This window comes from Streptomyces arenae, assembly GCF_022343545.1.
GTDB classification, from domain to species: Bacteria; Actinomycetota; Actinomycetes; order Streptomycetales; family Streptomycetaceae; genus Streptomyces; species Streptomyces humi.
Window position 1 is genome coordinate 186,128 of sequence record NZ_JAKQYH010000090.1, and the last position, 26,709, is coordinate 212,836.

Genomic DNA, 26,709 nt, shown 5'->3' on the forward strand with positions numbered 1-26,709 from the left:
GGGCGCCGGTGTTCGCCGCGTACCCTAGATTGGACTAGACCTCCTGTGGTCGGTCGCATGGGTACACGGGGAACACCACGGAAGGGGCCCTATGAGCACGCGTGCAGTCCTGGAGGTGATCGCCCTCGACGCCGAGGACGCGGTCACCGCCCAGGCCGGAGGCGCGGACCGCCTCGAACTGGTCACCGACATGGCGGCCGACGGGCTGACCCCGCCGACCAGGACCTTCACCGCGATCCGGGCCGCCGTCGACATCGACCTGCGCGTGATGCTGCGGCTGGCGGACGGGTTCGCGGCGGGGGACGCCGACCGCCTGGTGGACGTGGCCGGGGAACTGCGGGCGGCCGGCGCCGACCAGTTCGTGCTCGGGTTCCTCGACGCGGCGGGCGCGGTGGACCTGCGCGCGGTGGAGCGGGTGGTGGAGGTGCTGGCGGGCTGCCGGTGGACCTTCCACCGGGCCATCGACCGGGCCGCCGACCGGGACGCCCTGCGCAAGGAGCTCGCCGACCTGCCGGGCCTGGACACGTACCTCACGGCGGGCGCCGCGACGGGCGTGGACGAGGGGCTCCCCACGCTGCTCGCGGAGGCCCGGCGGGCCGGTGAGCCGGGGTACGAGCAGACGATCCTGGTGGGCGGAGGGCTCCGGCTCGACCATGTGACCGAGCTGCGAGCGGCGGGCCTCGACGCCTTCCACATCGGCGGCGCGGCCCGCCCGGACGGCTGGGCCGGACCGGTGTCGGCGGCGGCGGTACGGGAGTGGCGGAAAGCTCTGGACGAGGGCTGAGGGGCTCAGGTGCGACCACACGGGGGTTTGTACGTGTGATGGGGGACGTACTCGCTCCACAACTCCGGGGTGAGGACGTTGCCGGTGGAGCGGCAGACGTACGCGACGGCGGATCTCTTGGTCATGGGCAGGATCCGGACGGCGGACGAGCCGTCGCCGATGAAGAGGGTGCGACCGTCGGGGGAGAAGGTGGTCGTGTTGATGTGGTCGAAGATGACGACCGGCTTTCCGAAGGACCGCGCGTGTTCCGGGGCGCGGACGTCCCACAGCCGGAGCGTCTGGTCGGTACCGCCGCTGACCACCGAGCGGCCGTCCGGATTGAAGGCCAGGGCCGTGACACTGCCCCTGTGCCCCTTGAGGTCCTGGCTCGGCTGGTGCCTGGGACGGGTGGGGTCGCTCACGTCCCACAGGTGGAGTACGGCGTCGTCGCCTGAGATCGCTAGCAGACGGCCGTTCGGGCTGAAGACGACCGAGTTGACCGGATCCTCGCTGACGGTCAAGGGCCGCTGGATCAGGGGTCTGGGGTGCGCGGGGTCGGCGACGTCCCAGAGTCGCAGTCTGCCGTTGTCCGACGCGGCGGCGAGCGTGCGTCCGTCGCGGCTGATGGCCACATCGTTGATCTGATCGGCCGCCCCGAGGTACAGCGGCCGGCTCAGAAGCCGTGGACGGGACGGGTCGGAGACGTTCCAGAGAGTTACCGTTCCGCCGGAGTTGCCGGTGGCCATCGTGTTCCCGCCGGGCGTGAACGCGACACTGAGGAAGTTGTCGTCGGCATGCCCGGGCGGCCTCGCCAGGAGCCTGGGCCTGGCCGCGTCGGTGACGTCCCACAGCTGCACCTGCGGTCCGGCGGAGACGGCCAGAACCCTTCTCCCGGGCTGGAAGGCGAGCGCCTGGGGAGCGGACGGCGCGTGCAGCCGTATCGAATTGCTGAGCGGCCGGGGATCGGTCGCGCTGCTGACATCCCAGAGGCGTACGGTCCGGTCGGCCGAGCCCGAGGCCAGCAGACGACCGTCGCGGCTCAGGGCCGTCGCCTGTACGAAGTCCCTGTGCCCGGTGAGGATCGTGCGGGGGATCGTCCAGACCCTGACCTGGTGGTCGTTGCCGACGCTGGCGAGTTTGGTGCCTCTGGGGTCGAAAGCCAGGCCCCACACATGTCCGGTGTGGCCCACCAGCGATGCGAGACCCCGGACGTCCTTCGGGGACGCCATGTTGTACAGCCCGATGGCGTTGTCGTTACCGCCGAGGGCCATGAGGTTGCCGCTGCGGGAGAACGCCACCGCGTTGACGCTGGTGTCGGCGGTCGGGGAGTCGACCGCAGCCGGCTTGGCCGGGTCCGTGATGTCCCACAATTGGGTCGTCCCCGAGTCCTCGGCGGCGGCCAGAGTCCGGTTGTCGTGACTGAAGGCGACCGTCTCGACGGCGTCGTCGGGCGACCGGTCCGGGTTTGTCGGCCTGCCGGCGGCCAAGGGCCGCCGTGGGTCCGTCACATGCCACAGCCGTACGGTCGCATCGCTCCCGCCGGACGCCAGCAGCGTGCCGTCCGGGCTGAAGGCGACGTCGGACACCGAGCCGTCGGCCCCGGCCCCGGCGAGCGGCTTTCCGAGACGCTTCGGGTGGCGAGGGTCGGAGACGTCCCACAGGCGGACCCCGCCGTCCTCGCCCCCGGTCGCCAGGAGGTGTCCGTCAGGGCTCAGCGTGAGGGCGTTCTGCGCGCCGCCGCCCACCTCGACCGGGTCGCCCAGGGCGGTGGGGTGCCGGGGGTCGCGGACGTCCCACCGGCGGAAGGTGCCGTCCTCGTCGGCGGCGGCGAGGAAGTGCCCGACCCGGCTGAAGTGCACGCCCCACACCGGCTTGTGGAAGCCCCGCAGCGGATCGCCGAGCCTGCTCGGGGGGCCTTTGCCGGCGGTGTTCCACAGCCAGATCTCGCCCTTGTCGTCCCCGGTGGCCAGCACACGACCGTCGGGACTGAAGTCCACGCTGTTCACCTCGCCACGGGACCCGGTCAGCACGGTGGACAACGCTGTGTCCTGGTCGCCGACCAGGCTGACCTCGGTGTACTCGGTCGGCTGCATCTGTTGCGCCACCAGGTCCAGCTGAGCGGCGAGAGAAGCGTCCGTCGCACGTACCTGATCGGCCTCGGCCCTGATCTTTTCGACGATCGCCGTGTTCTGTTCCCGCAGCGTCTCTTCTCGCTGCAGCGCGGCGTAAATGACCGTTCCCAGGACGAGCAGGGCCAGCACGCTCAGGCAGGCGATGACGCGCTGCTTCGCCCGTTGGGCGCGCAACTGCCGTCCCACCGAGGCGGCCACGAACGCGCGCGCCACCGGAGGGAGCCCCCGCACGCCCGGGCCGGCATCCTCCTGACCGCGGGCCGCCAGCGTCCGGGCCTCCTCCAGCCGCCCGCCCCGGTACAGCATCCCCGGATCCCGCCCGGCCTCCTGCCAGGCCTCGGCCGCCTCCTCCAGGCGCTGCTGGGCCAGGTACTGGACGCGGTGGTCCCGGATCCAGTCCCGCAGGCGCGGCCAGGCACTGAGCAGGACCTCGTGGGTGATGGTGACCGTGTCCTGCTCCTTGGTCAGCAGGCGGCCCCTGGTGAACTTCTCGATGACCTGGGCCGCCTCCTCGGGGCGTGCGCAGTGGCTCACGAGCTCGTCGTACGGCACCGGGCGGCGCGTGTCCCTGGTGCCGCTGCCGCCGAACCTGACCAGGCACAGGAACACCGCCTGTGCGGTCTGCCGGGCAGCCGGTTCCAGCCGGTCGAACCAACTGTCCGCCTCGGCGGTCACGCTGTTCGCGATGCCGCCGGTCGCCTCGTAGCCCTCCACGGTGAGGACCTGGCCCGAGCGGCGCATCCAGGTGGCCCGCAGGGCGTGGGCGAGCAGCGGGAGGCGGCCGATCTCGTAGGCGCCGGACTCGTCCGGTCCGCCCTGCGTCGCGCCCAGGTCGCGCAGCAGGACCTGCACGAGTCCGGGTTCGACGTCCAGCCCGACCGCGCGGGCGGGATACAGGATCGCTTCCCGGACGCCGTTCCTGGACAGCGGTCCCACCATCACCTGGTTGCGTTCCACCGTGTCGAGGAGGCCGGCGTGCGCCGCGCACTGGGAGTAGAAGTCCGAGCGCAGACCGAAGACGACCAGAGCGGGCGGCGGTTCGCCGCCCGGGCCGAGCGCCGCGATGCCCAGGACCGCGTCGAGGAACTCCCGTCGCTCCAGTTTGTCGGGGCACAGCGTGAACAGTTCCTCCAACTGGTCCACGACCAGGATCATCCGGCGGTCCCCGGGGCCCTTCGCGAGGGCTCGGCGCAGTCTCTCCGGCCGCAGCACGGGCGAGTCGTCCGAACCGCTGCCCATGACCTCCCACAGATGGTCGCTGAGGGCGTCCATCGGCCGGGAGGTCGGGCTCAGCCACACCTGCGGCCAGTGCACCGAGCCCGGCAGCGCACCTTGCGCCAGCTCGGGCAGGAGCCCCGCTCTGAGCAGCGAGGACTTCCCGGCTCCCGAAGGAGCGACGACCACCAGCGCACCGCCCACCGCCAGACAGGTGTCCAGTCGCACCAGCAGCTTGGCCACCAGCGCGTCCCGGCCGAAGAACCACCGGGCCTGGTCGGCCCCGAACGCCGTCAGACCCGGATAGGGGCACTCGTCGGAGGTCTTCCTGGCGACCGTCCGGCGCCGCTCGCGCACACCGTCCTCGAAGTGCAGGTGCAGGTCCCGTTCGGCGACGTAGATGTCTCGTCGGGACTGGTAGATCCTGGACCAGCCGGAGGCGTACGCCTGCTGTCCGCCGTCCTCGCCCCGGCGGGCCTCCTCGCTCGGGGCGGGCGGTCCGCCGAGGCCGGGTGCGGGGTTTCTGCCGGTGGGAGTCATGACTCGTTGATGTTCAGGTTCCCCCCGGTCTGGTAGATCCGGGCGTGGCCTCTCGCGTCGGCCCGGAACTCCTGGTTCCCGGTGCGGCTGTCGGCTTCCTGGCGCACATGCGGGGCGATGTCCCGATCGACCAGCTCGCGCAACTCATCTTCCAGCGCCGGGTTCTCCCACAACAGCGCTTCCAGCCGCGCTCTCCAGGTCGCGACCAGGTCGTCAGTGTCCTCGTCCGGCCCGGCTGTCAGCGCGCGGTCGCGGGATTCCTCCAGTGCCGCGACCACGCTGTCAGCCTGTTGCGGACGAGCACGCCGCCACCAGCGGGCGACGGCATCCCGTACGTGCTGCCAGGCCTCGCTCGTCATCGCCCCCACCAAGGCCGTGGCCGCCGATAGCGCGATCGGTTCCATTGCCATCAACCTCTTGAATTCCCCTATATGACAATAATGTACCCACTTTGGGGTGTCGTGTCGCGTCAACGCGGTGACGGCCAGGGCGCTTTGGTTGAACGGTGAAGGACGGGCTCAGGCCAACTGCGGCGGCAGCGGCGCCGCGTGGGTCACGATCAGGCCGGACACGGCTCGGGTGAGGGCCACGTACAGGCGCCGCAGGCCGGTGCGTTCGTCCGGTTCGCCGTCGACCACCGCCTGCGGTTCGTCGAGGACCACGTAGTCGTACTCCAGGCCCTTGGCGAGCGAGGCCGGGACCAGGGTGAGGCGGGTCTCGGCGGTGGTCTCCTCACCGGGGGCGAGGCAGCCGATGCCCGCCGCCGCCAACGCCTCCGCGAGGTCCGGCACCCGCGCGTCCGCCGCGATCAGACCCGTCGAGCCCTCGTTGCGCAGCAACTCCTCGCACGCCGCCACCACGTCGGCGACCCCGGTGACGGGACGCAGGTCGAAGAACCCGGGGTTCTCACGGACCGAGGCGACCGGGGTCAGGCCGGGGGCGATGTGCGGGAGGAGCCGCGAGGCGTAGGTGATCACGTCGGTGGGGACGCGGAAACCCGCCGTCAGCTCCTCGATCACGCCGTCCGCCTTGCCGAGGTGGGCCAGCGCCTCGTCCCAGCTCCGGGTGGCCCAGGGCGTCGTGCCCTGTGCCAGGTCGCCGAGGACGGTCGCCGAGCCGGTGGTGCAGCGGCGGCCCACCGCGCGGTACTGCATGGGGGAGAGGTCCTGCGCCTCGTCCAGGACGACGTGGCCGAGCGAGTGCGTCCGCTCCACCAGATCCGTCGCCTCGTCGATCAGCACGGCGTCCGCGGGCGACCACCTGGCCGCCTTCACCGACCGCACCGGCTTCGCCCAGACGATGGTCTTCTGCTCGTCCTCGGTGAGGATCCCGTCGGCGTGCTCCGCCAGGAAGTCCGCGTCCGTGAGCAGGCGCAGCACCAGTTTCGCCGGGTCGACCGGCGGCCAGAGCTGCTTCACGGCCGCCTTCACCGCCGCGTTGCGCGCCACCGAGTCCTGCACGCGGTCGTCGGGCGCCTCCCCCGACCGCTCCATCTGGACCAGCACCGCGTGCGCGATGCGCTGCGGCAGGGCCTCGCGCGCGGCGCCGTACCGGATGCCCCGCTCCAGCAACTCGCGGACGATGTCCTCCAGTTCGTACGCCGGGACCCGCCAGCGCCGGGAGCCGCGGACCACCACGACCGGCTCGGCGGGCATCGTGACGTGCGCGTACACGGCCCGGCGCAGGACCTCCGCCATCCTGGCGTCGCCCTTGACGACCGCGGCGGCCGCGTCGTCGGCACCCGTCAGCTCGACGTGCCGGCCCACCAGGTCGTCCACCGTCGCCTGCTGGACCGTCAGCTCGCCCAGCGCGGGCAGCACCTGCTCGATGTAGTGCAGGAAGGACTTGTTCGGGCCGATGACGAGGGTGCCGGTGCGGGCCAGCCGCTCCCGGTGCGCGTAGAGGAGGTAGGCCACCCGGTGCAGGCCGACGGCCGTCTTCCCGGTCCCCGGCCCGCCCTGCACGCACACCGTGCCGCCCAGCCCGCTGCGCACGATCTCGTCCTGCTCCGGCTGGATGGTCGCGACGATGTCACGCATCGGGCCGACACGCGGCCGCTCGATCTCCTGCTGGAGCAGCTTGCTGGTGCGTGCCGCCTCCGCGGGATCCGACAGGTGCTCGTCCTCGTACGCCGTGATCTCGCCGCGCGTGTACCCGAACCGGCGGCGCAGCGCGATGTCCATCGGGTCCTTCTTGGACGCCCGGTAGAACGGCTGCGAGACCGGCGCCCGCCAGTCGATGACCATCGGGTCGCCGTCGTGGTCGTGCACGTGCCGGCGGCCGATGTAGAAGCGCTCCCCGTCCGCGCCCTCGGCCTGGTCGGCGCCGGGGGCGTGCAGGTAGTCGAGGCGGCCGAAGAAGAGCGGGGTGTCGCTGAGGTCGGCCAGCGCCTTGATGCGCTCGTCGATCTGGCGGGCCAGGACCTCGGCGTTGACCCAGTTCGCGGTGACGTTGCTGATGTCCAGCGACTCCACGTCCTCACGCATGGCGCGCAGGGCGGCCCGGGACTCGCTGAGGTGGGAACGCTCGCGGGAGAGGAGATCGCCGGCGGTGGCACTGGCAGTGGCGGTGGCGGTGGCGGTGGCGCTGGCGGTGGCGCTGGCGCCGGTGGTGGTGGCTGCGGCTGCGGTGGCGGGGGCCGTGGGTCGGTCCGGGAGCGGGTCGTGGGCGGGCGTGGACAAGGGAGTGCCTCCGAAAGGCCTGCGGTGGACGGCGCGTGCGGGTTGTCGCGCGGATGGCGATCAGCCGACCGGTTTCCGTCCGGGCGGCGGCACTCCGGGGTGGGAGGCGGGCAAGAGCGGAGATTGTAGTGAGGCGGGGGCGGGGGAGGCCAATGGATTTTCCCGGCGCTCCGACCCCTAGGGGGACGCTCACCCGGAAGGCCGGTCGGAGGTAGGGGTGGAGGTCCGCCCGGGGGTGGACGGACGGGTGCCGGAAATTGGACCTGTGGACCGATGCCGTCCATATGTCCGAAGTTCCATCATTGAGGCATGAGCGCAGCAACCATCAACCCAGCCCCCAGCCGTCCGCCGGGCGCCACAGCCGTGGACGGCGTCCCCCACCACCGCCTGGGCGACGCCCTGCGAGCCGTCAAGGTCTTCGTCAGCGCGGCGTTCAGCGTCGCCATACTCGGCGAGTACGGCGAGGAGGCGGGCATACGCCGCAAGTGACGGCATAGGGTCACCACCGTGCCGAACCGCACGGTGACGTCGCCCCGCGCCCGCCTGCCCGACCCCCGCCCGCCCCGCTCCCGACCGCCCCGCCTCCTCCTGTCCGTCTCCCTCCTCGCGGTCTCCTTCTCCTCCCTGGCCGCCCTCTGCCTCCTGCTCCACGCCCCGATGGCCGACCTGCTGGTCTACCGGGCCGAGGGCGAGGCCGTGGTGCACGGCGGTGAGCTGTACGGCTTCACGGTCACCCGGTGGCGGCTGCCGGCGACGTATCCGCCCTTCGCGGCGGTCCTCTTCGTCCCGACGACCTGGATCCCCGTCCCGGCCCTGAAGGTGGCGTTCCTCGCGGGCAACGCGCTCCTGCTCGCCCTGCTCGTCACCATCTCCGCCCGGCTGGCCGGCCGCACCGCGTCCCTGCCCCTGCTGTGCGCGGCCACCGCGGGCGCCCTCTGGCTGGAGCCGGTCTTCCAGACCCTCCTCTTCGGCCAGATCAACCTCGCGATCGCCTGCCTGGTCCTGTGGGACCTCACCCGTCCGCCGGGCGCCCGCGCCACGGGCCTGGCCCTGGGCATCGCGACCGGCATCAAGCTCACCCCGGCGGTCTTCATCGCCTATCTGTTCCTCACCGCACGCAGAAAGGAGGCGGCTGTTGCGACGGCGTCCTTCGCGGGCACGGCACTGCTCGGTGCCGTGCTCCTCCCCTCGGCCAGCGTGGACTTCTGGACGCGGCGCCTGTTCGAGACCGGCCGGGTCGGCAAGGCCTGGATCGTCGACAACCAGTCGCTCCAGGGGCTGACCGCCAGGGCCCTGCACACGGCTGCACCCGGCCTGACCTGGGCGGTCCCGACGGCCGCGGTGGCGGCGACGGGCCTGTGGCTGGCGTCCCGCACCCACCGCGTCGACCGTGACCCACGGGACCCGCGGGACCCACGGGACCCGCGGGACTCACGGGACCGCTGGGGCATCCTCGTCACCGCGTTCACGGCGCTGCTGATCAGCCCGATCAGCTGGTCCCACCACTGGGTGTGGTGCGTCCCGCTCCTGACGGTGCTGCTCGCGGCGGGGCGCCGGCGACTGGCCCTGACGGCCGTGGCCCTGTTCACCGCCCGCACGATGTGGCTGCTGCCCCACGAGGGCGATCTGGACCTGCGCCTCCCGTGGTGGCAACAGCCGTTCGCGGCGCCGTACCCGCTGTTCGGGCTGGCGCTGCTGACGGGCGCGGCCGTGGCCCTGCGGCGGCCCGGCCGGGCTCAGCCCTCCGTGAGCAGTTCGTCCGCGTCCACGATCCGGTAGGCGTACCCCTGCTCCGCCAGGAAGCGCTGCCGGTGGGCGGCGAAGTCCTGGTCGATCGTGTCGCGGGCGACGACGGAGTAGAAGTGGGCCTGGTGGCCGTCGGCCTTGGGGCGCAGCACCCGGCCGAGACGCTGGGCCTCCTCCTGGCGGGAGCCGAAGGTGCCCGACACCTGGATGGCGACCGTCGCCTCCGGCAGGTCGATGGAGAAGTTGGCGACCTTGGAGACGACCAGCACGCTGATCTCGCCCTCACGGAAGGCGTCGAAGAGCTTCTCGCGCTGGGCGTTGGAGGTCTCGCCCTTGATGACGGGCGCGTTCAGGTGCTCGCCCAGTTCGTCGAGCTGGTCGATGTACTGGCCGATGACCAGGATCTGCTGACCCGCGAAACGCTTCACGATCGCCTCCGTGACCTTCCGCTTGGTCGCGGTGGTCGCACAGAAGCGGTACTTCTCCTCGGTCTCGGCGGTGGCGTAGGCGAGCCGCTCGGAGTCGGTGAGGTTGACCCGCACCTCGACGCAGTCGGCGGGCGCGATGTAGCCCTGCGCCTCGATCTCCTTCCAGGGAGCGTCGAAACGCTTGGGCCCGATGAGGGAGAACACGTCCGATTCCCGGCCGTCCTCGCGCACGAGGGTGGCCGTCAGCCCCAGCCGCCGGCGCGCCTGAAGGTCGGCGGTGAACTTGAAGACAGGAGCCGGCAGCAGATGGACCTCGTCGTAGACGATCAGACCCCAGTCGCGGGAGTCGAAGAGTTCGAGGTGCGGGTAGACACCCTTCCGCTTCGTCGTGAGCACCTGGTACGTGGCGATGGTGACCGGCCGGATCTCCTTGCGGGTGCCGCTGTACTCGCCGATCTCGTCCTCGGTGAGGCTGGTCCGCTTCACCAGCTCGTGCTTCCACTGCCGCGCGGAGACGGTGTTGGTGACGAGGATCAGGGTCGTCGACTTGGCCTGTGCCATGGACCCGGCACCGACCAGCGTCTTTCCCGCGCCACAGGGCAGTACGACGACACCGGACCCGCCGTGCCAGAAGTTCTCCACGGCCTGCTTCTGGTAGGGCCGCAGCGCCCAGCCGTCCTCGGCGAGCTCGATCGGGTGCGCCTCGCCGTCCACGTACCCGGCGAGGTCCTCGGCGGGCCAGCCCAGCTTCAGCAGGGTCTGCTTGATCTGCCCGCGTTCGGAGGGATGCACGGCGACGGTGTCCGGGTCGATCCGGGCGCCGACCAGCGGGATGATCCGCTTGGAGCGCAGGATCTCCTCCAGGACCGGCCGGTCGGTGGTCGTCAGGACCAGCCCGTGCGCCGGGTGCTTGGAGAGCGTCAGCCGCCCGTAGCGGTCCATCGTCTCGGCGATGTCGACCAGCAGCGCGTGCGGCACGGGGTAGCGGCTGTACTCCACCAGCGCGTCCACGACCTGCTCGGCGTCGTGCCCGGCCGCCCGCGCGTTCCACAGGCCCAGCGGGGTCACGCGGTAGGTGTGGATGTGCTCCGGTGCCCGCTCCAGCTCGGCGAAGGGCGCGATGGCCCGACGGCAGTCGTCCGCCCGCTCGTGGTCCACTTCGAGGAGCAGGGTCTTGTCGGACTGGACGATCAACGGACCATTCACGCGCGGCACCCTTTCCCTTCGGTCCACGCGGCCATCGCCATGGCGGCCATCGTCATGGACCAAACTCCCAGTGTGCCTGATGCGCGAACGATCACCTTCGCCGTCGGACGGAAGCTGCGCACTTCGTGCCCGGCTGTCGTGGGTGTCCGATCGTCCTGTGCAACCTCGCGACCGTTTCGGGTGTCATGTCCGGGGGGAGCCGCGCGGCGCGTGCGGCTCGGGGAGGAGGGGCGGGGTGATGTCCGTACGTATCTGGGGGACCGGCGCCGGGGCCCTGGTGGTGCTGGTGGCGGCCGGGGCGTGGGCGCGCGGGTCGAGTGCGGTGGACCCCGGTCTGTGGGCCGGGGTGCGGCCCGCGGTCGAGGCCCGGCTCGTGGCGCAGTCCGCGGGGACCGGCGCGGGGGAGAGCGAGCCCGCTCTGAGGTCACGGTGGTTCTGCCGGGCCGAGGCCCTGGACCTGGAGCAGGACGGGAACCGGGTGCGGGCCGGCGTCGACAGCCTGTGCGAGGAGTACGGGGTGCACGCGGGCGCCCTGGTGTTCTGCGGCGGCGCGGAGATACCGCAGGTGATCCGGCTGGAGCGGGACGGGGCGGACGGCGGCTACCGCGTCGTCTCCCAGGAGGAGCAGCCGGAGGACGCGGACGCCGAGTGGAACGCGAGCCACTTCAGCCCCTACGCGGTGTCCCGCCTCGACCGGGGCATGGACTCCGGGGCGCTGCGGGCGGCGGCCCGGACCCACTTCGGCCTGCCGGCGGACGCGCCGGTCCGGGACTGCTGAGCCGGCGGTTCGGCAGCGCCCCGAAGGGCCGCGAGAACTGCGCGACCAGCCACGACGGGCCGGCGGACGGTCGACGGCTACTCCTCCGCCAGTTCTGCCACCCCGGTCACCCGGTGCAGGGGGTAGGTGCGGACCTCGTCGGCGGTGTGGTCGTACGCCGTGACGAAGCCGCCCTCCACCCGGATCGGGGCGACGACGCGCTGGCTGGCGGTGCCCTCGGCGTTGACGTAGCCGATCCAGAGCGTGCCGCCGGTGAGGACGGCCGCCTGCATGGTGGCGAGGGTCTCGGCGGCGGTGGTGCGCGGGAGTTCGCCGCCCTGCACGCTCGTGCCGGTGCTCTTGCGCGGGGTGGTGGCGGCCAGGTCGCCGGCCCGGATCGCGCGGATCGCGGCGGCGAGGAGGGTGGAGTCCGGCGGCGGCGGACCGTCCGGCACCGGCTCCGGGGCGGTGCGCGGCGGGGTGCGGTGGGCGTCGGCACGGGTGATCAGGACGTCGCCCTCCGCGGACTCGGCGGCGGGCGCGTAGCCCATGGCGCGCAGGCCCTCCAGGAGGGTCGCGGGATCGGCCTGGGTGGCGAGGACGGTCGGCGCCAGGCGGCGCAGCCGGAGGGCGGCGGACCGCTTGTCGGCCAGGATCTCGCCCAGCACCGTGTCGTCGTCACAGCGGACGTACGCCGAGGCCGCCCCGACCCGCAGGTGGCCGTGCCTGCGGGCCACGTCGTCGATCAGGTACGCGAGCGGCTGCGGGACCGGGGTCCGGGAGTGAGTGGCCAGGAAGGCGTGCAGGTCGGTGGCGGTGCGGCCGGCGTCGAGGGCGCGGCGGACGGAGGCCGGCGTGAACCGGTAGACCGTGGCGCCGCCCTTCGACTCGACGTCGGCGAGGACGCCCAGCGCGTCGGCGAGCGGGCGGCGCAGCGGGCCCGGGGCGACCGCCGTCAGGTCGGCCTGGAGCAGCACGTGGTCGAGGGGTTCGGGAAGGAGCGGGGTGAGCAGCTGGCCCGCGTTCGCGGTGGCCACGGCCTGCTCGGGCGGGGAGAGCGGTTCGAGCGTCGCGAGGGCGGTGCGGGAGGGGACGGCGCGGTGGTGGTGCACGGGAAGCTTGTCGCCGGGGCCCTCGGCCGCCGGTTCGGCCGTCTTCGGGACGGGCGGCGCGCCGAGCAGCGCGCGGCCGTGCGCCGACAGCGCCCCGCGCCCGGTCACCCCGAGCATCTCGGCCTCGGACAGGGTCCAGCGGGCCAGCCGGGTCCGCAGGTCCTCGCCCTCCTGCTGCGGGCCGCGCAGCGGGCGTTCCCAGCGCAGCCGGGCCAGTACCGACTCGGCGGCCGGGGCGGCGCCCTCCGGGAGGCCGGCCAGCAGGGCCAGCACCCGGTGCCGTACCTCCGGCGCGGCGGACCGGTCCAGGCCCGGCCCGAGTGCCGACAAGGCGCGGTCCTTGGCGTCCCGGCCGCCGACCAGACCGGAGCTGCGGGTCGCGGTGAGCCAGGCCTCGGCCAGCTGAGACCAGCGTTCGGCGGGCGGGCGGTCCAGCCACTCGTCGTAGGCGGGGGTGGCCGCGTAGCGTTCGTCGGCCTCGCCGTCGGACGCGAGCAGTCCGGCCGCGTAGGCCAGCTCGACCCAGAACGCGGCGACCGGCTCGGGCACGTCCAGGGCCACCGCCGTCCGCTTCAGGTCACGGACGCTGAGGCCGCCGGCCCGCAGTACGGCGGGTCCGCCCTCGTCCCAGTCCTTCAGCAGCTCCTCGACGGTGGCGAGCGCGGTGTACGCCTGCCCGGCCGCGGCGGCGTCCACCACCGGTGGACGGTGCGTGGCGGCCGGCTCCACGGCGGGCGGCACCGGCTCCGGCTCGCGGTGCGCGCGGCCCTCGCGCAGATGCAGGGCGACCTCGCGGGGCAGCACCACCGTGCCCGGCGCGGTCGGCAGCAGCAGGCCGCGGTCCAGGAGCCAGCGCAGATGGGCCGCCGGTTCGGGGGTGACCTGGCCGTACGGCGGCCCCCAGACCAGCCGGCCCAGCACCTCAAGGGACTCGGCGGGCCCGGCCGCGAGCAGCCCGGCCATCTTCTTGCGGTGGCCGAAGAGAGCGGTGAGCTTGTCCACGGCGGACACCGGGTCGTGCGTGGAGGGCAGCCCGGCGGCGGTGAGGATCTCCTGGATCCGGCCCGGCGACATGCCCGTGGTGGCCTCCCGCACGGTCGGGCCGAGACCGGTCGGGGAGGGGTGCTGCGGGGACGGCGCCAGCACCTCCCGCGCGGTCCGCACCAGCCGCAGCCGCTCGTCGTCCCCCCACACCAGTGCCTGGTCCCGGAGCGCCCCGAGGGCGTGCGGCAGGGCGGCGGCCACGGCCGGGTCCCCGGCGTCGCCGGCCATCAGCCGTTGCAGCTCCCCGTACGACGCGGGGTCGCCGGCCACCGCCAGCGCCTCCGCGGTCTGCAGGGCGAAGCGGTCCAGCCGTTCCAGGGCGCGCAGCACCGAGGCCCGGGTGCCGGCCCGGGTGGCCAGCTGCGTGAGGTCGGTGGGGACGGGGGTGATGAGATCGGGGCGGGCGCGCAGCAGCAGCGCCAGGGAGGCGTCGTCCCTGGCGCGAAGCGCCTCCGCGAGGGAGCGCGGCGGTGTGGCCGGGTTGCTCATCCGACCCACGGTAGCGGGTGCGGGGTCGGGACCGGGATCACCCGTGCGCGACCGGCGCCCGTGCTGCTCGCGGACGCGCTGCCCGCCGGTGTGCCGGCCGACATGAGCCGTGGCCTGCGCTACCGTCGTCGCGGGTCATTCAACGCATAGGCCCCGGAGGGGACTTCGTGGGTATCGAGAGCGATCAGGTCGTCTACGAGTATCTGAGCCGCGTCGGGGACATCGCGCACCAGCGCCAGTTGTCGTCGGCCGAACGCATGCGGCTGGTGTCCGGGCTGCGCAACGAGATCGACCGGCACCGGTCGAAGGCGACCGTGGACAGCCCGGCCGCCGTCCGGCGCATCCTGGACCGGCTGGGCACCCCCGACGAGGTGGTCGAGGCGGCGGGCGGTACGGCGGACAGCGCGCCGCGGTCCCCGTCTGCCGCGGTCCCCGTCCAGCGGGACACCGGCCCGTCGGCGCCGACACGGACGTCCAAGGCGTCGGGGGCGCCTGGGTCTTCGGCTGAGCGGCCGCGCCGGATCGTGCCCCGGCCCCGGCCGGACGAGCCGGACGAGGCGGACGATCCGGGCGGGCTCGGCGGGCCGGGCGGGCCCGGGTACGGTGCCGGGCGGACCGACTGGTGGCGGGTGGACAGCAGTCCGTTCGGGGACGCCGACGGGGTGCCCGGGTTCGTGGGCGGTGTGGAGATCCCGGAGATGCTCCGCAGGCCGGACTTCCGGAAGGAGGAGCCCGGGGACGGGCCCGCCGAGGCCGCGCCGAAGGAGCAGGTACCCGAGGTCGAGATCGCGCCGGCACCGCGGCGCGGCATCCGGATGGTCCCGCGCCCCGCCGCGGGCTGGTCCAACCCGCTGCTCCTGCTCGCCGCCGCCGCGCTCGTGGCGGGCGCGCTGCTCGGCAACTGGTTCGCGCTGATCCTCGGCTGGCTCATCGCCTACGGCTCCCGGCGCCTCACCCCGGCGGAGACGAAACTGGCGGTGATGTGGGTACCGGGACTCGCGGTGACGGCGGGCCTGGTCTGGCTGTGGGGCCGCAGCGCGGGGCGCTGGGGCGAACCGATAGCCCAGGGGCACATGAGCGGGGCGGTCGCGGAGACCTGGCCGTGGGTGGTGCGGGGGGCGGCGGTGGCGTCGGCGCTCTATCTGGTGTGGCGGTCGCAGAGGACGCGGTAGGGGGAGCCGGTGCCTGTCGTACGGCGTCTGCGGGCACGTCGTGGCCGTTCGCGCAGTTCCCCGCGCCCCTGACGGGGCGCTGCACACACGCCCCTGAAAGGAGCGCGGCGAACTGCGCGCTCAACCCCCACCGGCCCGCAACCGACCGGCAACCGGCACCGACCCCTGAAAGGAGCGCGGCGAACTGCGCGCTCAACCCCCACCGGCCCGCAACCGGCCGGCAACCGGCACCGACCCCTGAAAGGAGCGCGGCGAACTGCGCGCTCAACCCCCACCGGCCCGCGGCCGGCCGGCGACCGGCACCGGCCCCTGAAGGGGGCGCGGGGAACTGCGCGAACGGCCCCCACCGGCCTGCGGTCGGCCGGCAATCGGTCCCGGCCCCGCAGGGACCTGCACAATGACCCATATGACTTCTCGCGCCCTGACCGTCGGATTTGATCTCGACATGACGCTCATCGACTCCCGGCCCGGCATCCACGCCACCTATGTGGCGCTCGCCGAGCGGACCGGGACATACATCGACGCCGATCTGGCGGTCACCCGGCTGGGGCCGCCGCTCGCCGAGGAGCTGATCCACTGGTTCCCGGCCGAGCGGATAGCGGAGATGAGCGAGCTGTACCGGGCCATGTACCCGGAGATCGCGATCACCTCGACGCCCGCCATGCCGGGCGCGCGGGAGGCGATCGCCGCGGTGCGCGACGCCGGCGGGAAGAGCGTGGTGGTCACCGCGAAGTACGAGCCCAACGCGAAACTGCACCTCGGCCACCTCGGCATAGTCCCGGACGCCGTCGTCGGCGACCTGTGGGCCGAGCAGAAGGCGGTGGCGCTGCGCGAGCACGCCGCAGGCGCGTACGTCGGCGACCACGTCGGGGACGTACGCGGGGCACGCAAGGCGGGAGCCCTGTCGGTGGCCGTGGCCACCGGGCCCTGCGACGCCGAGGAACTGCGCGCGGCCGGCGCCGACGTGGTGCTCGCCGACCTCACCGAACTGCCCGCCTGGCTGGCCGGCTACCGCGAGGGCGGCTACCGCGAGGACGCCTCCCGCGCCTGACGGCGGCCGGCCGCGACCGACTGGAGCACTCCGGCGCCCGCGACCAGGAAGCCGACGCCCATGAGCATGCTCAGCAGGTACATGTACGTCGGAAAAGGCTTCGCACCGAGGAACAGCGGTATCACGGTGACGAGTGTGGCCACCGTACCGATGAAGAAGACCACGGCACCGGCGCGGATCAGTCGGTCACCGGGCCCGGCGGAATTCGCTTGGGTTTTGTCACGCACTCGACCAGGGTAGTTCCCTGCCCGAAGGAACAACCGGGCGACGTCTTGTCACGCGCCCGAAGACCATTAGCCTTGGTACCGGCGGGTCGTGGTCGACCCGCCCGAGTGCTATCAAGGCCCGTTCCAGAGCTGTTGCATTCAGAAGTTTTCCGAGCAGTTTCCGACGAGATACGAGGACGAGGACAGACGTGCCTACCGGCAAGGTCAAGTGGTTCAACAGCGAGAAGGGCTTCGGCTTTCTCTCCCGCGACGACGGCGGTGACGTCTTCGTCCATTCCTCGGTTCTCCCCGACGGGGTCGACGCTCTCAAGCCCGGTCAGCGCGTGGAGTTCGGCGTCGTCGCCGGTCAACGCGGTGACCAGGCACTGTCGGTGGTCATTCTCGACCCCACCCCGTCGGTCGCCGCCGCCCAGCGCAAGAAGCCGGACGAACTGGCCTCGATCGTGCAGGACCTGACGACCCTGCTCGAAAACATCACGCCGATGCTGGAGCGCGGCCGCTACCCGGAGAAGACCGCCGGCAAGAAGATTGCGGGTCTTCTGCGCGCGGTCGCGGACCAGCTGGACGTCTGAACCATTTACGGGAAATCGAGTGCGTGCGGACCGAGGGGCGGTACGAGTCCCTCGGCCGCCGCGCGGGTGAGCAGCCCGCGGACCGCCGCGTAGCCGTCCTCACCGAGTTCCGAGGTGAACTCGTTGACGTAGAGCCCGATGTGCTGGTCGGCGACGGCCGGGTCCATCTCCTGGGCGTGGGCCATGACATAGGGCCGGGAGACCTCGGGATCGTCCCAGGCCGCGTGGACGGACGTACGGATCGACGCGGCGAGCCGCGTGAGCCGTTCCGCGCCCAGCGAGCGCTTCGCGATGATCGCGCCGAGCGGGATCGGCAGGCCCGTGGTGTCCTCCCAGTGCTCGCCCATGTCGGCGAGCTTGTGCAGCCCGTAGTTCTGGTACGTGAAGCGCGCCTCGTGGATCACGAGCCCCGCGTCGACCTTCCCGTCCCGGACCGCCGGCATGATCTCGTGGAACGGCATCACCACGATCTCGCCGACCCCGCCGTCCGTCAGGGTGTCGGCCGCCCACAGCCGGAACAGCAGGTACGCCGTCGACCGCTCGCTCGGCACGGCGACGGTACGGCCGGTGAGGTCCACCCCGGCCTCCCGGGTCAGCACCAGCGGCCCGCAGCCCCGCCCCAGCGCACCCCCGCAGGGCAGCAGCGCGTACTCGTCGAGGACGTACGGCAGCACGGCGTACGACACCTTCAGCGCGTCCCACTCGCCGCGCTCGGCCATGCCGTTGGTGATGTCGATGTCCGCGAAGGTCACGTCCAGGGCGGGCGCGCCCGGCACCCGGCCGTGGGCGAGGGCGTCGAAGACGAAGGTGTCGTTCGGGCAGGGCGAGTAAGCGATCCTCAGCAGGTCACCGGTGGTCATGTGGGTTCCAACTCTCCAGGGCGGGCGCGAGCTTCCCGAAGGCCGCCGTCAGGGCGGCCAGCGCGTCGCCGATGCGCCAGGCGGCGCGGTCGCGGGGGCCGACGGCGTTGGAGACCGCGCGTATCTCCAGGACGGGCACCCCGTGCGCGGCGGCCGCCTCGGCGACCCCGAAGCCCTCCATGGCCTCCGCGAGGGCCTGCGGGTGCCGGACGCGCAGGGCGGCGGCACGGGGGGCGGTTCCGGTCACGGTGGACACGGTGAGCACCGTGCCGGGACGTGCCCCGGTCGCCGCGACGATAACTCGTACGAGTGAATTCGGTGGACGGTGGCTGACGGTGCCGAAACCCAGCCCGGTGACCGGCACGAATCCCTCGGCGGTCTCGGCGCCCAGGTCGGCCGCGGTGATCTCGTCGGCGACGACCAGCGAACCCAGGGGGGCCTCCGGCTGGAAACCGCCGGCGATCCCGGCGGAGACGACCAGCGCGTAGGGGCGGCCTTCGAGGGCGGCGGCGGTGAGGGCGGTCGCGGTGCCCGCGGCGGCCAGGGCCGGGCCGACCCCGGCGGCCAGCAGGTCGTACCCGCCCGCGGTGCGCAGCAGCGTCCCGGCCGGCAGCCGCACCTCGGTCGTACCGTCGGGGAACGCCCCCGCCACCGCGTCCCGCTCGGCGGGGACCGCGGTGGTCACGAGGACGCGTACGGCGGACGTGGTCAGGCGTCCTTCTTGAGCTTGAAGGACCACAGACCCAGCACCGACTTGTCGCCCTCCTTGATGGAGACCAGCGTCGAGTTGCCGGAGGCGCCGTACTGGGCGTTGAAGAACACGCTGCCCGGGATGGTGCGGTACGTCTTGCTGCTGGAGTCGGTGAGCGCCTGACCGTTCATCAGGATGGTCCAGCCGTTGTCCGCGATCTTCGGGTCGACGCCGAAGCGGACGGTGTCGTCCGGGTCCACCTTGATGGACGTGATCCCGGTGTCCTTCAGGCACTTCGTGAGGGCGGCCGTGTCCAGGGCCTTGCCGTCGTTGTAGCAGGTCGCCTCGGAGTTGACCGAGTTCGTGCCGACGGTGATCGTGGCGACCGGGGTCGGCTTGTCACAGGCAGACAGGACGAGCAGTCCGGCGGAAACGGCGCCGGCGGCGGCGACGACGCGGCGGCGTCGCGAGCGGGAGTGCAGCGTGGTCATGGCCGAAGGCTATCGGGCGCTTCCGGCCCGCTCCCCACGTGGGGTGCGGCGTGCCCGGTTCGTTACGCCACTCGCGGGCGCGCGCGGGTGCCGTGCCGGGCGGAGGCCAGCAGACCGCGCAGGGTGGTCAGCCAGCCGACGGCCACGATCGCGGCGGCCACCAGCAGCCCCAGGGTGCCGTTGAGCGGCATCACGATGCCCACCGCGCCACCGAACACCCACCCCATCTGCAACAGCGTCTCCGAGCGCGCGAACGCCGAGCTGCGCACCTGCTCGGGTACGTCCCGCTGGATCAGCGCGTCCAGGCACAGCTTGGCCAGCGCCTGCGCGAACCCGGCCACCGCGGCGAGGACGGCCACCAGGAAGGCGCCGAAGAACAGGGCCGCCACGACCGCCGTACCCAGCACCACGGCCACCACCGTCACGATGATGATCTCCGGCGCCCGGGAGCGCAGCCAGGACCCCACCGCCGTACCGAGCGCGTTGCCCGTGCCCGCCGCGACGCCCACGATCCCCAGCGACACCGCCGCGCTCTCGCCGGTCAGCGGGTGCTCGCGGAGCAGGAAGGCCAGGAAGAAGATCAGGAAGCCGGAGAGGCAGCGCAGGGCCGCGTTGGCGCCGAGCGCGTGTGTGACGGCCGGCCCGACGGTCCGCAGCCCCGGCCGCTTCGGCTCCCTGGCGTTCTTCGCGTCCTTGGCCGCCCCGGCCTCTCTGGCTGCCCCGGCCTCTCTGGCCTCCCTGGCCTCCCTGCGCAGCGGGCCGTGCAGGTGCTCCTCGTCGGCGGCGAGCAGCGCCACGTCCTCGCCCTTGGCCGAGTCGACCTTCGGGGGGAGGGTGAAGGAGAGGAACGTCCCGGCGACGAAGATCACGAAGGCCCCGTACAGCGGCCAGGGGTCACCGACGGCGTGCAGCCCCGCACCGACCGGGGCGGCCACCCCGGTGGCGAGCAGCCCCGCCAGGGTGACCCGGGAGTTGGCCTTCACCAGCGAGAACCGGGGCGGCAGCAGCCGTGGCACGACCGCACTGCGCACCACGCCGTACGCCTTCGACGCGACCAGCACCCCGAGCGCCGCCGGATACAGCTCGAGACCGCCGCTCGCCACCGCCCCGGAGATGATCAGCGCGAGCAGCGCGCGGGCCAGCATCGCGGCGGCCATCGCGGCCCGGCGGCCGTGCGGCAGCCGGTCGAGCAGGGGGCCGATGACGGGGGCGAGGACCGTGAAGGGCGCCATGGTGATGGCGAGGTAGAGCGCGACCCGCCCACGGGCCTCGTCCGTCGGCACCGAGAAGAACACGGTCGAGGCGAGCGCGACGGTGATCATCACGTCACCCGCGCCGTTCACCGCGTGCAGTTCGATCAGTTTCCCGAGGCCGGACTCGCCGGCGCCGTGCGCGTGGGTGGCCTTGCGGATGCCCCGGGCGGTACCGGTCACCGGGAGGTGCAGGGCACGGCCGACCGAGCGGACGGTACCGCGCACCCGGCCCGCACCGCTGCCGACCCCGAGGGACCGTTGGGGGGACTTCGCGGTTGCCACGTGCTTCATAGTGCCCTGAGACCGCTGTTCCTAGTGCACTTTGTCGCCAAGCGACGTGGACGGGCAGCGGCCGCGGAGCGCCCCGCGGGGGCGCGGGGAACCGCGCGACCGGCCCGCACCGGCCCGCACCCGCCCGACGGCCGGTGCGCGCCCCCGCCGCCGTCGGCCCCGCCGGACTGTCCCCCACCACCGGCGACGGGGTAGCGTGCGTATCTCAGCCATAACGCAGAATGGATGGCATAGGTGCGCCCGAGCGCGATCGGACGCGTACGTCGATGCGGCCCGCAGGTCCGCTCCGTCCGCCCCACCGCCGGAGGCGACCGCACTCGTGAGACGGCGTAGGAGAGAAGCGATACCTGTGAGCGCAGCGACAACGCGAAGCCGCACCCCCGACCGTCTGTGCGCCGAGGCCGTCGACCTCGCCCGTGCCGCCGCCGAGGAGGCCGCGGCACCCGGAGTGGTGGGAGAGCACGCCGGAGCGGTGGCGGAGGGCGATCGCGTCGTCACGCACTTCTTCGAGTGCAAGGAACTCGGGTACCGCGGCTGGCGCTGGGCGGTGACCGTCGCCCGTGCCTCCCGAGCCAAGCTCGTCACCCTGGACGAGGTGGTCCTGCTCCCCGGCCCCGACGCCCTGCTGGCCCCGGAGTGGGTGCCGTGGAGCGAGCGGCTGCGCCCCGGTGACATGGGGCCGGGCGACCTGCTGCCCACCGAGGCCGAGGATCTCCGTCTGGAACCCGGCTACACCGGCGAGGACGAGCCGGAGCCGAACTCCCCGGTCTCCGAGGAGATGGAGGAGCTGGCGGAGGCGGAGGACGCCGACGTCACCGCGGGCACCCCCGCGAACCTCCCCACGGTCCCCGCCCGGGGCACGATCGCCTCGGTCGCCGAGGAACTGGGCATGCGCCGGGCCCGGGTGCTCTCCCGTTACGGCCTGCACGTCGCCGCCGACCGCTGGGAGGAGGCGTTCGGCGCCAAGACCCCGATGGCCCAGGCGGCCCCCGCGACCTGCGTCAGCTGCGGCTTCCTCAGCCCCATCGGCGGCTCCCTCGGGCAGGCCTTCGGTGTCTGCGCCAACGAGTTCTCCCCGGCCGACGGCCGCGTGGTCTCTTTCGCCTACGGCTGCGGCGGCCACTCGGAGGCCGCGGTCATGCCGAAGACCCCGCAGCCGGCCCCGCCGGTGATCGACGAGACGAGGGTCGACCCCTTCCCCCTCCGCCCGTCCGCCGACTCCGGCTCGGTGCCGGCGACGGAGGACGAGAGCACGGCGGAACTGGGCCACTCGTGACCCCGCACGAGCCGCCCGCTCCGGCGACCGTGCCGGCGTCGTCCTGAGCATGCGCTCGGACAGCCCCACGCGTTCCCGTCCAGGGGCGAGAACGCGTGGGTGCGTGCGGCCCTCTGCACGTGACCGTCGACAGGTCGTCCCGTGACGGCGGCCCACGGCGGCCCTCCGGCGGCCGCGGAGCGCCCCTGAGCCGTCGGGCCGGCAGCGGTCCGGGGGTGCGATCGCGATGCTCCGGACGCTCCCCGGCGAGGTCGGCGGTCTCCAGGCGAAGAGCCCCGGCCGAGGCGGTACCTTCGTGCTCACGCCGATGAGGAGAGTGAACGTGAGCAAGTTCGTGCGGCCCGCAGCCGAGGGTGCCGACCCGTTCGGGACCGCCCGTCTCCGGCGAGGCGTCCTCGACGCCTGGGCCACCAGCCCCGCCCGTTTCCGTGAGGACGCCAACGCCGAGGAGGACCTGGTCCTCGGCGGCTACCGGGACCGGCTCGTCGTGGAGCTCGCGCAGAACGCGGCCGACGCGGCGGCCCGCGCCGGCGTCCCCGGCCGCTTCCGGCTCACCCTCCGCGACGGCGTCCTGTTCGCCGCCAACACCGGCGCCCCGCTGGACGCGGCCGGCGCCGAGTCCCTCTCCACCCTGCGCGCCTCCGCGAAGCGGGAGGAGACCGAAGGGGCCGTCGGCCGGTTCGGCGTCGGCTTCGCCGCCGTGCTCGCGGTCACGGACGAGCCCGCGGTCGTCGGCCGGCACGGCGGGGTCCGCTGGTCCCTCGCCGAGGCCCGGGAACTGGCCGAGGAGACCGCCGCCCACACCTCCGGACTCGGCGACGAGATCCGCCGCCGCGACGGCCATGTGCCGCTGCTCCGGCTCCCGTTCGCCGCCGAGGGCACCGCCCCGGACCCGTACGACACGGTCGTGATCCTGCCGCTGCGGGACACCGCGGCCACCGATCTCGCCGAGCGCCTCCTCGACGCCGTCGACGACGCCCTGCTGCTCGCCCTGCCGGGGCTGGCGGAGGTCGTGATCGAGAACGGCGACCAGCCGTCCCGCACCCTGCGCCGCGACACCGACGGCGTCCACACGGTCGTGTCGGACTCGCGGCACGGCACGACCCGCTGGCGTACCGTCTCCGCGCACGGCACGCTCACCCCCGACCTGCTCGCCGACCGGCCGGTCGAGGAGCGGCTGCGGCCGCACTGGTCACTGACCTGGGCCGTGCCCACGGACGGGCAGGGCGCCCCGGACCGGCCGCGCACCGCCGCCGTCGTGCACGCGCCCACCCCCAGCGACGAGCCGCTCGGCGTGCCCGCCCTGCTCATCGCGTCCTTCCCGCTCGACACCACCCGCCGGCACACCGCCCCCGGCCCGCTCACCGACTTCCTGGTGCGGCGCGCGGCCGACGCGTACGCCGAACTCCTCGCCGGCTGGCGGCCGGTGGGCGAGGGGATCATCCACCTCGTCCCCGGCCCGCTCGGCAAGGGCGAGCTGGACGGCGCGCTGCGCCAGGAGATCCTGGACCGGCTGCCGCGCACCGCCTTCCTGCCACCCGCCGTCAAGGGCGGACAGGGCGGCGCGGACGGCGAGGACGGCGCGGACGGCGAGGACGGCGAAGACAGCGAGCTGCCCGAGGCGCTGCGGCCGCGGGACGCCGAGATCGTGGAGGGGGCGGGTGCGGAGACCGTCCGCGTCCTCGCCGAGGTGCTGCCCACCCTCCTGCCCGCCGGCCTGGAACGCCGCGTGGAACTGCGCACGTTGTCCGTCGCCCGGCTCCCGCTCGCCGACGCCGTCGACCGGCTGGCCGGCCTGGAGAAGGACCCGGACTGGTGGTGGCGGCTCTACGACAGCCTCGCGGGCGTCGACCCGGAACGGCTGTCGGGCCTGCCCGTGCCGCTGGCTGGGGGTACCTCCCACGCTTTCGGCTCTGGGGGAGGCCGAACGACGATCGGCCCCCGTCAGGTGCTGCTGCCCACTCCCGACGCGACCGCCGTCGACCCCGAGGTGCTCGCCCGGCTCGGACTCAAGGTCGCCCACCAGGACGCCGCCCACCCGCTGCTGGAGAAGCTCGGCGCGCTGCCCGCGACGCCGCGCGCGGTGCTCACCACCCCGCAGGTACGGGCCGCGGTCGCCGCCTCCCTGGACGACGAGGGCGGCGCGCTGTGGGAGGAGGACACCCTGGACGCCGAGGAGTTGGCGGACACGGTGCTGGCGCTGGTGCGGGACGCCGGTCTGGAACCCGGCGACGAGCCCTGGCTGGGCGCGCTCGCCCTGCCCGACGAGGACGGCGAGCCGGCCCCGGCCGGTGAACTGGTGCTGCCCGGCAGCCCGTTCGCGCGGATCATCCGCGAGGACGAACTGGCCGCCGTGGACGCCGAACTGGCCGAGAAGTGGGGCGAACAGCCGCTGGCCGCCTGTGGGGTCCTCGCCAACTTCGCACTCGTCCGCGCCACCGACGTGGTCCTGGACCCGGACGAACTTGAGCCCCGGGAAGGCGACTTCGCCGAGCCCGACGACGCGGGTCTGCTGGACGCCGTCGACGTCTGGAGCGAGGACGTCCTCGACCGCTTCCCCGACACCCCGGTGCCGCCGGTCGCCACCGAGCTGATCGCCGTCCGCGACCTGGACCTCGTCGACGAGGACCACTGGCCGGAGGCCCTGGCCCTGCTCGCCCAGCCGCCCCTGCGCGACGCCCTCACCCAGCCGGTCCGCGTCCTGCTGCCGGACGGCACCCACGAGGTCGTACGGCCGTACACGGCCTGGTGGCTGCGCGGCCACCCGGTGCTGGACGGCCGCCGCCCCGCCGGACTGCTGGCGGCCGGCGGCGACCCGCTGCTGCGCGGCCTCTACGAGGAGGCGGACGCCACCGGCTTCGAGGACGAGCAGGTGCTGCGGGCGCTGGGCGTACGGACGTCGGTGGCCGCGCTCCTGGACGAGCCCGGCGGCGCCGCCGAACTCCTGGACCGCCTGGCCGACCCCGACCGGCGGGTGACCTCCGGCCAACTGCACGCCCTGTACGGTGCGCTGGCGGACCTGGACCCCGAACAGGTGACCCTTCCCGACGAGTTGCGCGCGGTGATCGACGGCCGGGTGGAGGTGGTGGACGCGGCGGACGCGGTGGTCGTCGACTCCCCGGACCTGCTCCCGTTCACGGACGGCGTGCCCCTGCTGCCGGTACGCCCCGCGCGGGCCGCGGAGTTGGCGGAACTGTTCCAGGTACGGCGGCTGAGCGAGTCGGTGACGGGCTCGGTCGACTCGCAGGGCACGGAACACGACGTCCCCGAGTCCGTCCGCGTCCTGCTCGGCCCGAGTACCCCCGAGACCTACGTCGAGCACGAGGAACTGGTGGTCGACGGCGTCGAGATCGACTGGCGCCTCACCGGGGACGGCGTCCTGCACGCGGCGACCCTGGAGGGCGTCGCGGCCGGCCTCGCCTGGGCGGCGGGCCAGTGGCCGCGCCGCTTCGAGGTCGCGGCCCTCCTGGAGGACCCGTCCCGAACGGAGGAACTGGCCCGGGACCGCTGGTTCGACTGAGCCGGGACGGCGAGCACCCCCCGATCCGGACGAGCGGCTCCCGATCCGGACGAGCGGCTCCCGATCCGGACGAGCGGCTCCCGATCCGGACGAGTGCCACCCCTTTCACAGGTTGTCCTCAACTTTCAAATTCCGTACAACCTTTGTCGCCCCTGACGGATCTGATCGGGCGAGTCAACTGACTCCCCGATCACTTCCATGCAGGGGAACGCATGCGCATACGTGCCACTGTGGCCGCCGTCTCCGGCGCCCTGGCCCTCTCCGCTCTCGCCGTGCCCGCCGCACAGGCCTCCGGCGGTTCTTCCTACAGCCCCGCCGACCTGGCGAAGGTCGCGGCCGCGGCCCAGCAGGCCGCCTCCGGCCGGGCTGCGTACACCGCGTCGACCGCCGACGACACCGGTGAGCCGTACACCCTGGACCTGTCCTTCTCCAACGTGAAGGTCAACAAGGGCAAGCCGATCGTCGCGGGCACCACCACCCACGTGAAGGCGCCGGTCACCTACACCGTGACGCACGCCGCCGACGTCGACATCCACGCGGACGACTTCCTGATGGACGTCGAGATCTACCGCGGCTCCTACAGCGACCCGGTCAACATCCTCGCCGGTGACGACTGGCCGTCCTGCACGGACACCTCGGCGACCACCGCCAGCTGCAAGGGCACCATCGACGTCTACGCGAACGAGGACCTCTCGAACGCGGACGCCACCAGCTGGAAGGCGATCGGCTACGCCATCGCCCTTAACGGCCAGGACCCGCTCGCCGAGGACGTCGACTGGACCAAGATCGGCTACGTCGACCAGGACGCCCTGGCCACCACCAGGCTCCAGCGCCTGTCCAAGCTGACGGTCAACGCCGCCCCGGAGCCGGTGAAGAAGGGCAAGACCATCACGGTCACCGGCAAGCTCTCCCGGGCCAACTGGGACGACGGCAAGTACCACGGCTACGCCAACCAGTCGGTGCGGCTGCAGTTCCGCAAGAAGAACTCCAGCACCTACACGAACGTCAAGGGCATCAAGTCGTCCTCGACCGGCACGCTGAAGACCACCACCAAGGCGACGGTGGACGGCTACTACCGCTTCTCCTTCGTCGGCACGGCCACGACCCCGGCGGTCAACGCCACGGGTGACTACGTCGACGTGAAGTAGCGGCTCCCGCGGACAGCGGCAGTCCCAAGGAGACGTAATCCGGT

The 26,709-nt window shown here is 73.2% G+C and carries 20 protein-coding genes; 10 read left to right on the forward strand and 10 right to left on the reverse strand.

All coding sequences use genetic code 11. The features are described 5' to 3' along the window. The first annotated feature begins 91 nt into the window (after window positions 1-91). Complete coding sequence (locus tag MB828_RS42930; RefSeq protein WP_301652887.1) at window positions 92-784, forward strand: copper homeostasis protein CutC; 693 nt, start codon at window positions 92-94, stop codon at window positions 782-784. A 5-nt stretch (window positions 785-789) separates the two neighbouring features. On the opposite strand, the gene MB828_RS42935 is transcribed toward MB828_RS42930, so the two are convergent. The 3 genes from MB828_RS42935 to MB828_RS42945 all read right to left on the reverse strand — a co-directional run bounded on the left by MB828_RS42935 (window position 790) and on the right by MB828_RS42945 (window position 7,136). Then, the gene (locus MB828_RS42935; protein WP_301652888.1) at window positions 790-4,650 is read right to left on the reverse strand and encodes a hypothetical protein; all 3,861 of its coding nucleotides are present in this window, start codon (window positions 4,648-4,650) and stop codon (window positions 790-792) included. Beyond that, the gene (locus MB828_RS42940; RefSeq protein WP_301652889.1) at window positions 4,647-5,054 is read right to left on the reverse strand and encodes a hypothetical protein; all 408 of its coding nucleotides are present in this window, start codon (window positions 5,052-5,054) and stop codon (window positions 4,647-4,649) included. The genes MB828_RS42935 and MB828_RS42940 overlap by 4 nt, the downstream gene beginning before the upstream one ends. Before the next feature lie 114 nt (window positions 5,055-5,168). Beyond that, a complete protein-coding gene (locus MB828_RS42945) occupies window positions 5,169-7,136 on the reverse strand; it encodes a HelD family protein (RefSeq protein ID WP_301653026.1) in 1,968 nt (655 codons plus the stop codon). A 504-nt stretch (window positions 7,137-7,640) separates the two neighbouring features. Here MB828_RS42945 and MB828_RS42950 point away from each other — a divergent pair. Together MB828_RS42950 and MB828_RS42955 are read left to right on the forward strand one after the other, a co-directional pair. After that, window positions 7,641-7,820 carry a hypothetical protein gene (locus MB828_RS42950; RefSeq protein ID WP_133026661.1) on the forward strand — a complete coding sequence of 60 codons (180 nt, stop codon included), beginning with the start codon at window positions 7,641-7,643 and terminating at the stop codon, window positions 7,818-7,820. Between the two features lie 168 nt (window positions 7,821-7,988). After that, on the forward strand, window positions 7,989-9,110 hold the full coding sequence (locus MB828_RS42955) for a glycosyltransferase 87 family protein (protein ID WP_343236251.1): 1,122 nt from the start codon (window positions 7,989-7,991) through the stop codon (window positions 9,108-9,110). On the opposite strand, the gene MB828_RS42960 is transcribed toward MB828_RS42955, so the two are convergent. After that, complete coding sequence (locus MB828_RS42960; RefSeq protein WP_133026660.1) at window positions 9,068-10,711, reverse strand: DNA repair helicase XPB; 1,644 nt, start codon at window positions 10,709-10,711, stop codon at window positions 9,068-9,070. The genes MB828_RS42955 and MB828_RS42960 overlap by 43 nt on opposite strands. A gap of 238 nt (window positions 10,712-10,949) precedes the next feature. Between MB828_RS42960 and MB828_RS42965 the strand changes: the two genes are divergently transcribed. Continuing rightward, window positions 10,950-11,489, forward strand: coding sequence for a hypothetical protein (locus tag MB828_RS42965; protein WP_301652890.1), 540 nt, complete (start codon window positions 10,950-10,952; stop codon window positions 11,487-11,489). A gap of 77 nt (window positions 11,490-11,566) precedes the next feature. Here MB828_RS42965 and MB828_RS42970 read toward each other — a convergent pair whose 3' ends face one another. Next, window positions 11,567-14,113 (reverse strand): helicase-associated domain-containing protein, encoded by a 2,547-nt coding sequence (locus MB828_RS42970; RefSeq protein WP_301652891.1) that lies wholly within the window; start codon window positions 14,111-14,113, stop codon window positions 11,567-11,569. A gap of 167 nt (window positions 14,114-14,280) precedes the next feature. Here MB828_RS42970 and MB828_RS42975 point away from each other — a divergent pair, with 167 nt between their 5' ends. Next, a complete protein-coding gene (locus MB828_RS42975) occupies window positions 14,281-15,285 on the forward strand; it encodes a hypothetical protein (RefSeq protein WP_301652892.1) in 1,005 nt (334 codons plus the stop codon). Window positions 15,286-15,682: 397 nt separating this feature from the next. Beyond that, window positions 15,683-16,336, forward strand: a complete 654-nt coding sequence (locus MB828_RS42980) for an HAD family hydrolase (RefSeq protein WP_430381513.1) — start codon at window positions 15,683-15,685, stop codon at window positions 16,334-16,336. Here MB828_RS42980 and MB828_RS42985 read toward each other — a convergent pair. Then, window positions 16,309-16,563, reverse strand: coding sequence for a hypothetical protein (locus MB828_RS42985; RefSeq protein WP_133026655.1), 255 nt, complete (start codon window positions 16,561-16,563; stop codon window positions 16,309-16,311). The two genes, MB828_RS42980 and MB828_RS42985, sit on opposite strands and share 28 nt — an antisense overlap. A gap of 188 nt (window positions 16,564-16,751) precedes the next feature. Here MB828_RS42985 and MB828_RS42990 point away from each other — a divergent pair, with 188 nt between their 5' ends. Next, a complete protein-coding gene (locus MB828_RS42990) occupies window positions 16,752-17,135 on the forward strand; it encodes a cold-shock protein (protein ID WP_132891678.1) in 384 nt (127 codons plus the stop codon). 5 nt (window positions 17,136-17,140) lie between these two features. Here MB828_RS42990 and MB828_RS42995 read toward each other — a convergent pair whose 3' ends face one another. The 4 genes from MB828_RS42995 to MB828_RS43010 all read right to left on the reverse strand — a co-directional run bounded on the left by MB828_RS42995 (window position 17,141) and on the right by MB828_RS43010 (window position 20,712). Beyond that, window positions 17,141-17,995, reverse strand: coding sequence for a 1,4-dihydroxy-6-naphthoate synthase (locus MB828_RS42995; protein ID WP_301652893.1), 855 nt, complete (start codon window positions 17,993-17,995; stop codon window positions 17,141-17,143). Then, complete coding sequence (locus tag MB828_RS43000; protein WP_301652894.1) at window positions 17,982-18,734, reverse strand: futalosine hydrolase; 753 nt, start codon at window positions 18,732-18,734, stop codon at window positions 17,982-17,984. The genes MB828_RS42995 and MB828_RS43000 overlap by 14 nt, the downstream gene beginning before the upstream one ends. Beyond that, on the reverse strand, window positions 18,704-19,177 hold the full coding sequence (locus MB828_RS43005; RefSeq protein ID WP_133026652.1) for a DUF2771 domain-containing protein: 474 nt from the start codon (window positions 19,175-19,177) through the stop codon (window positions 18,704-18,706). Before MB828_RS43005 ends, MB828_RS43000 begins: the two co-directional genes overlap by 31 nt. A gap of 62 nt (window positions 19,178-19,239) precedes the next feature. Continuing rightward, window positions 19,240-20,712 carry an MFS transporter gene (locus MB828_RS43010; RefSeq protein ID WP_343236248.1) on the reverse strand — a complete coding sequence of 491 codons (1,473 nt, stop codon included), beginning with the start codon at window positions 20,710-20,712 and terminating at the stop codon, window positions 19,240-19,242. A gap of 358 nt (window positions 20,713-21,070) precedes the next feature. Between MB828_RS43010 and MB828_RS43015 the strand changes: the two genes are divergently transcribed. The 3 genes from MB828_RS43015 (at window position 21,071) to MB828_RS43025 (ending at window position 26,665) form a co-directional block, all read left to right on the forward strand. Beyond that, window positions 21,071-21,997: a DUF3027 domain-containing protein gene (locus tag MB828_RS43015; protein WP_301652896.1), complete on the forward strand. Its 927-nt coding sequence runs from the start codon at window positions 21,071-21,073 to the stop codon at window positions 21,995-21,997. A gap of 307 nt (window positions 21,998-22,304) precedes the next feature. Beyond that, complete coding sequence (locus MB828_RS43020) at window positions 22,305-25,517, forward strand: sacsin N-terminal ATP-binding-like domain-containing protein (protein ID WP_301653028.1); 3,213 nt, start codon at window positions 22,305-22,307, stop codon at window positions 25,515-25,517. 212 nt (window positions 25,518-25,729) lie between these two features. Further along, on the forward strand, window positions 25,730-26,665 hold the full coding sequence (locus MB828_RS43025) for a hypothetical protein (protein ID WP_133026649.1): 936 nt from the start codon (window positions 25,730-25,732) through the stop codon (window positions 26,663-26,665). Window positions 26,666-26,709 lie beyond the last annotated feature (44 nt).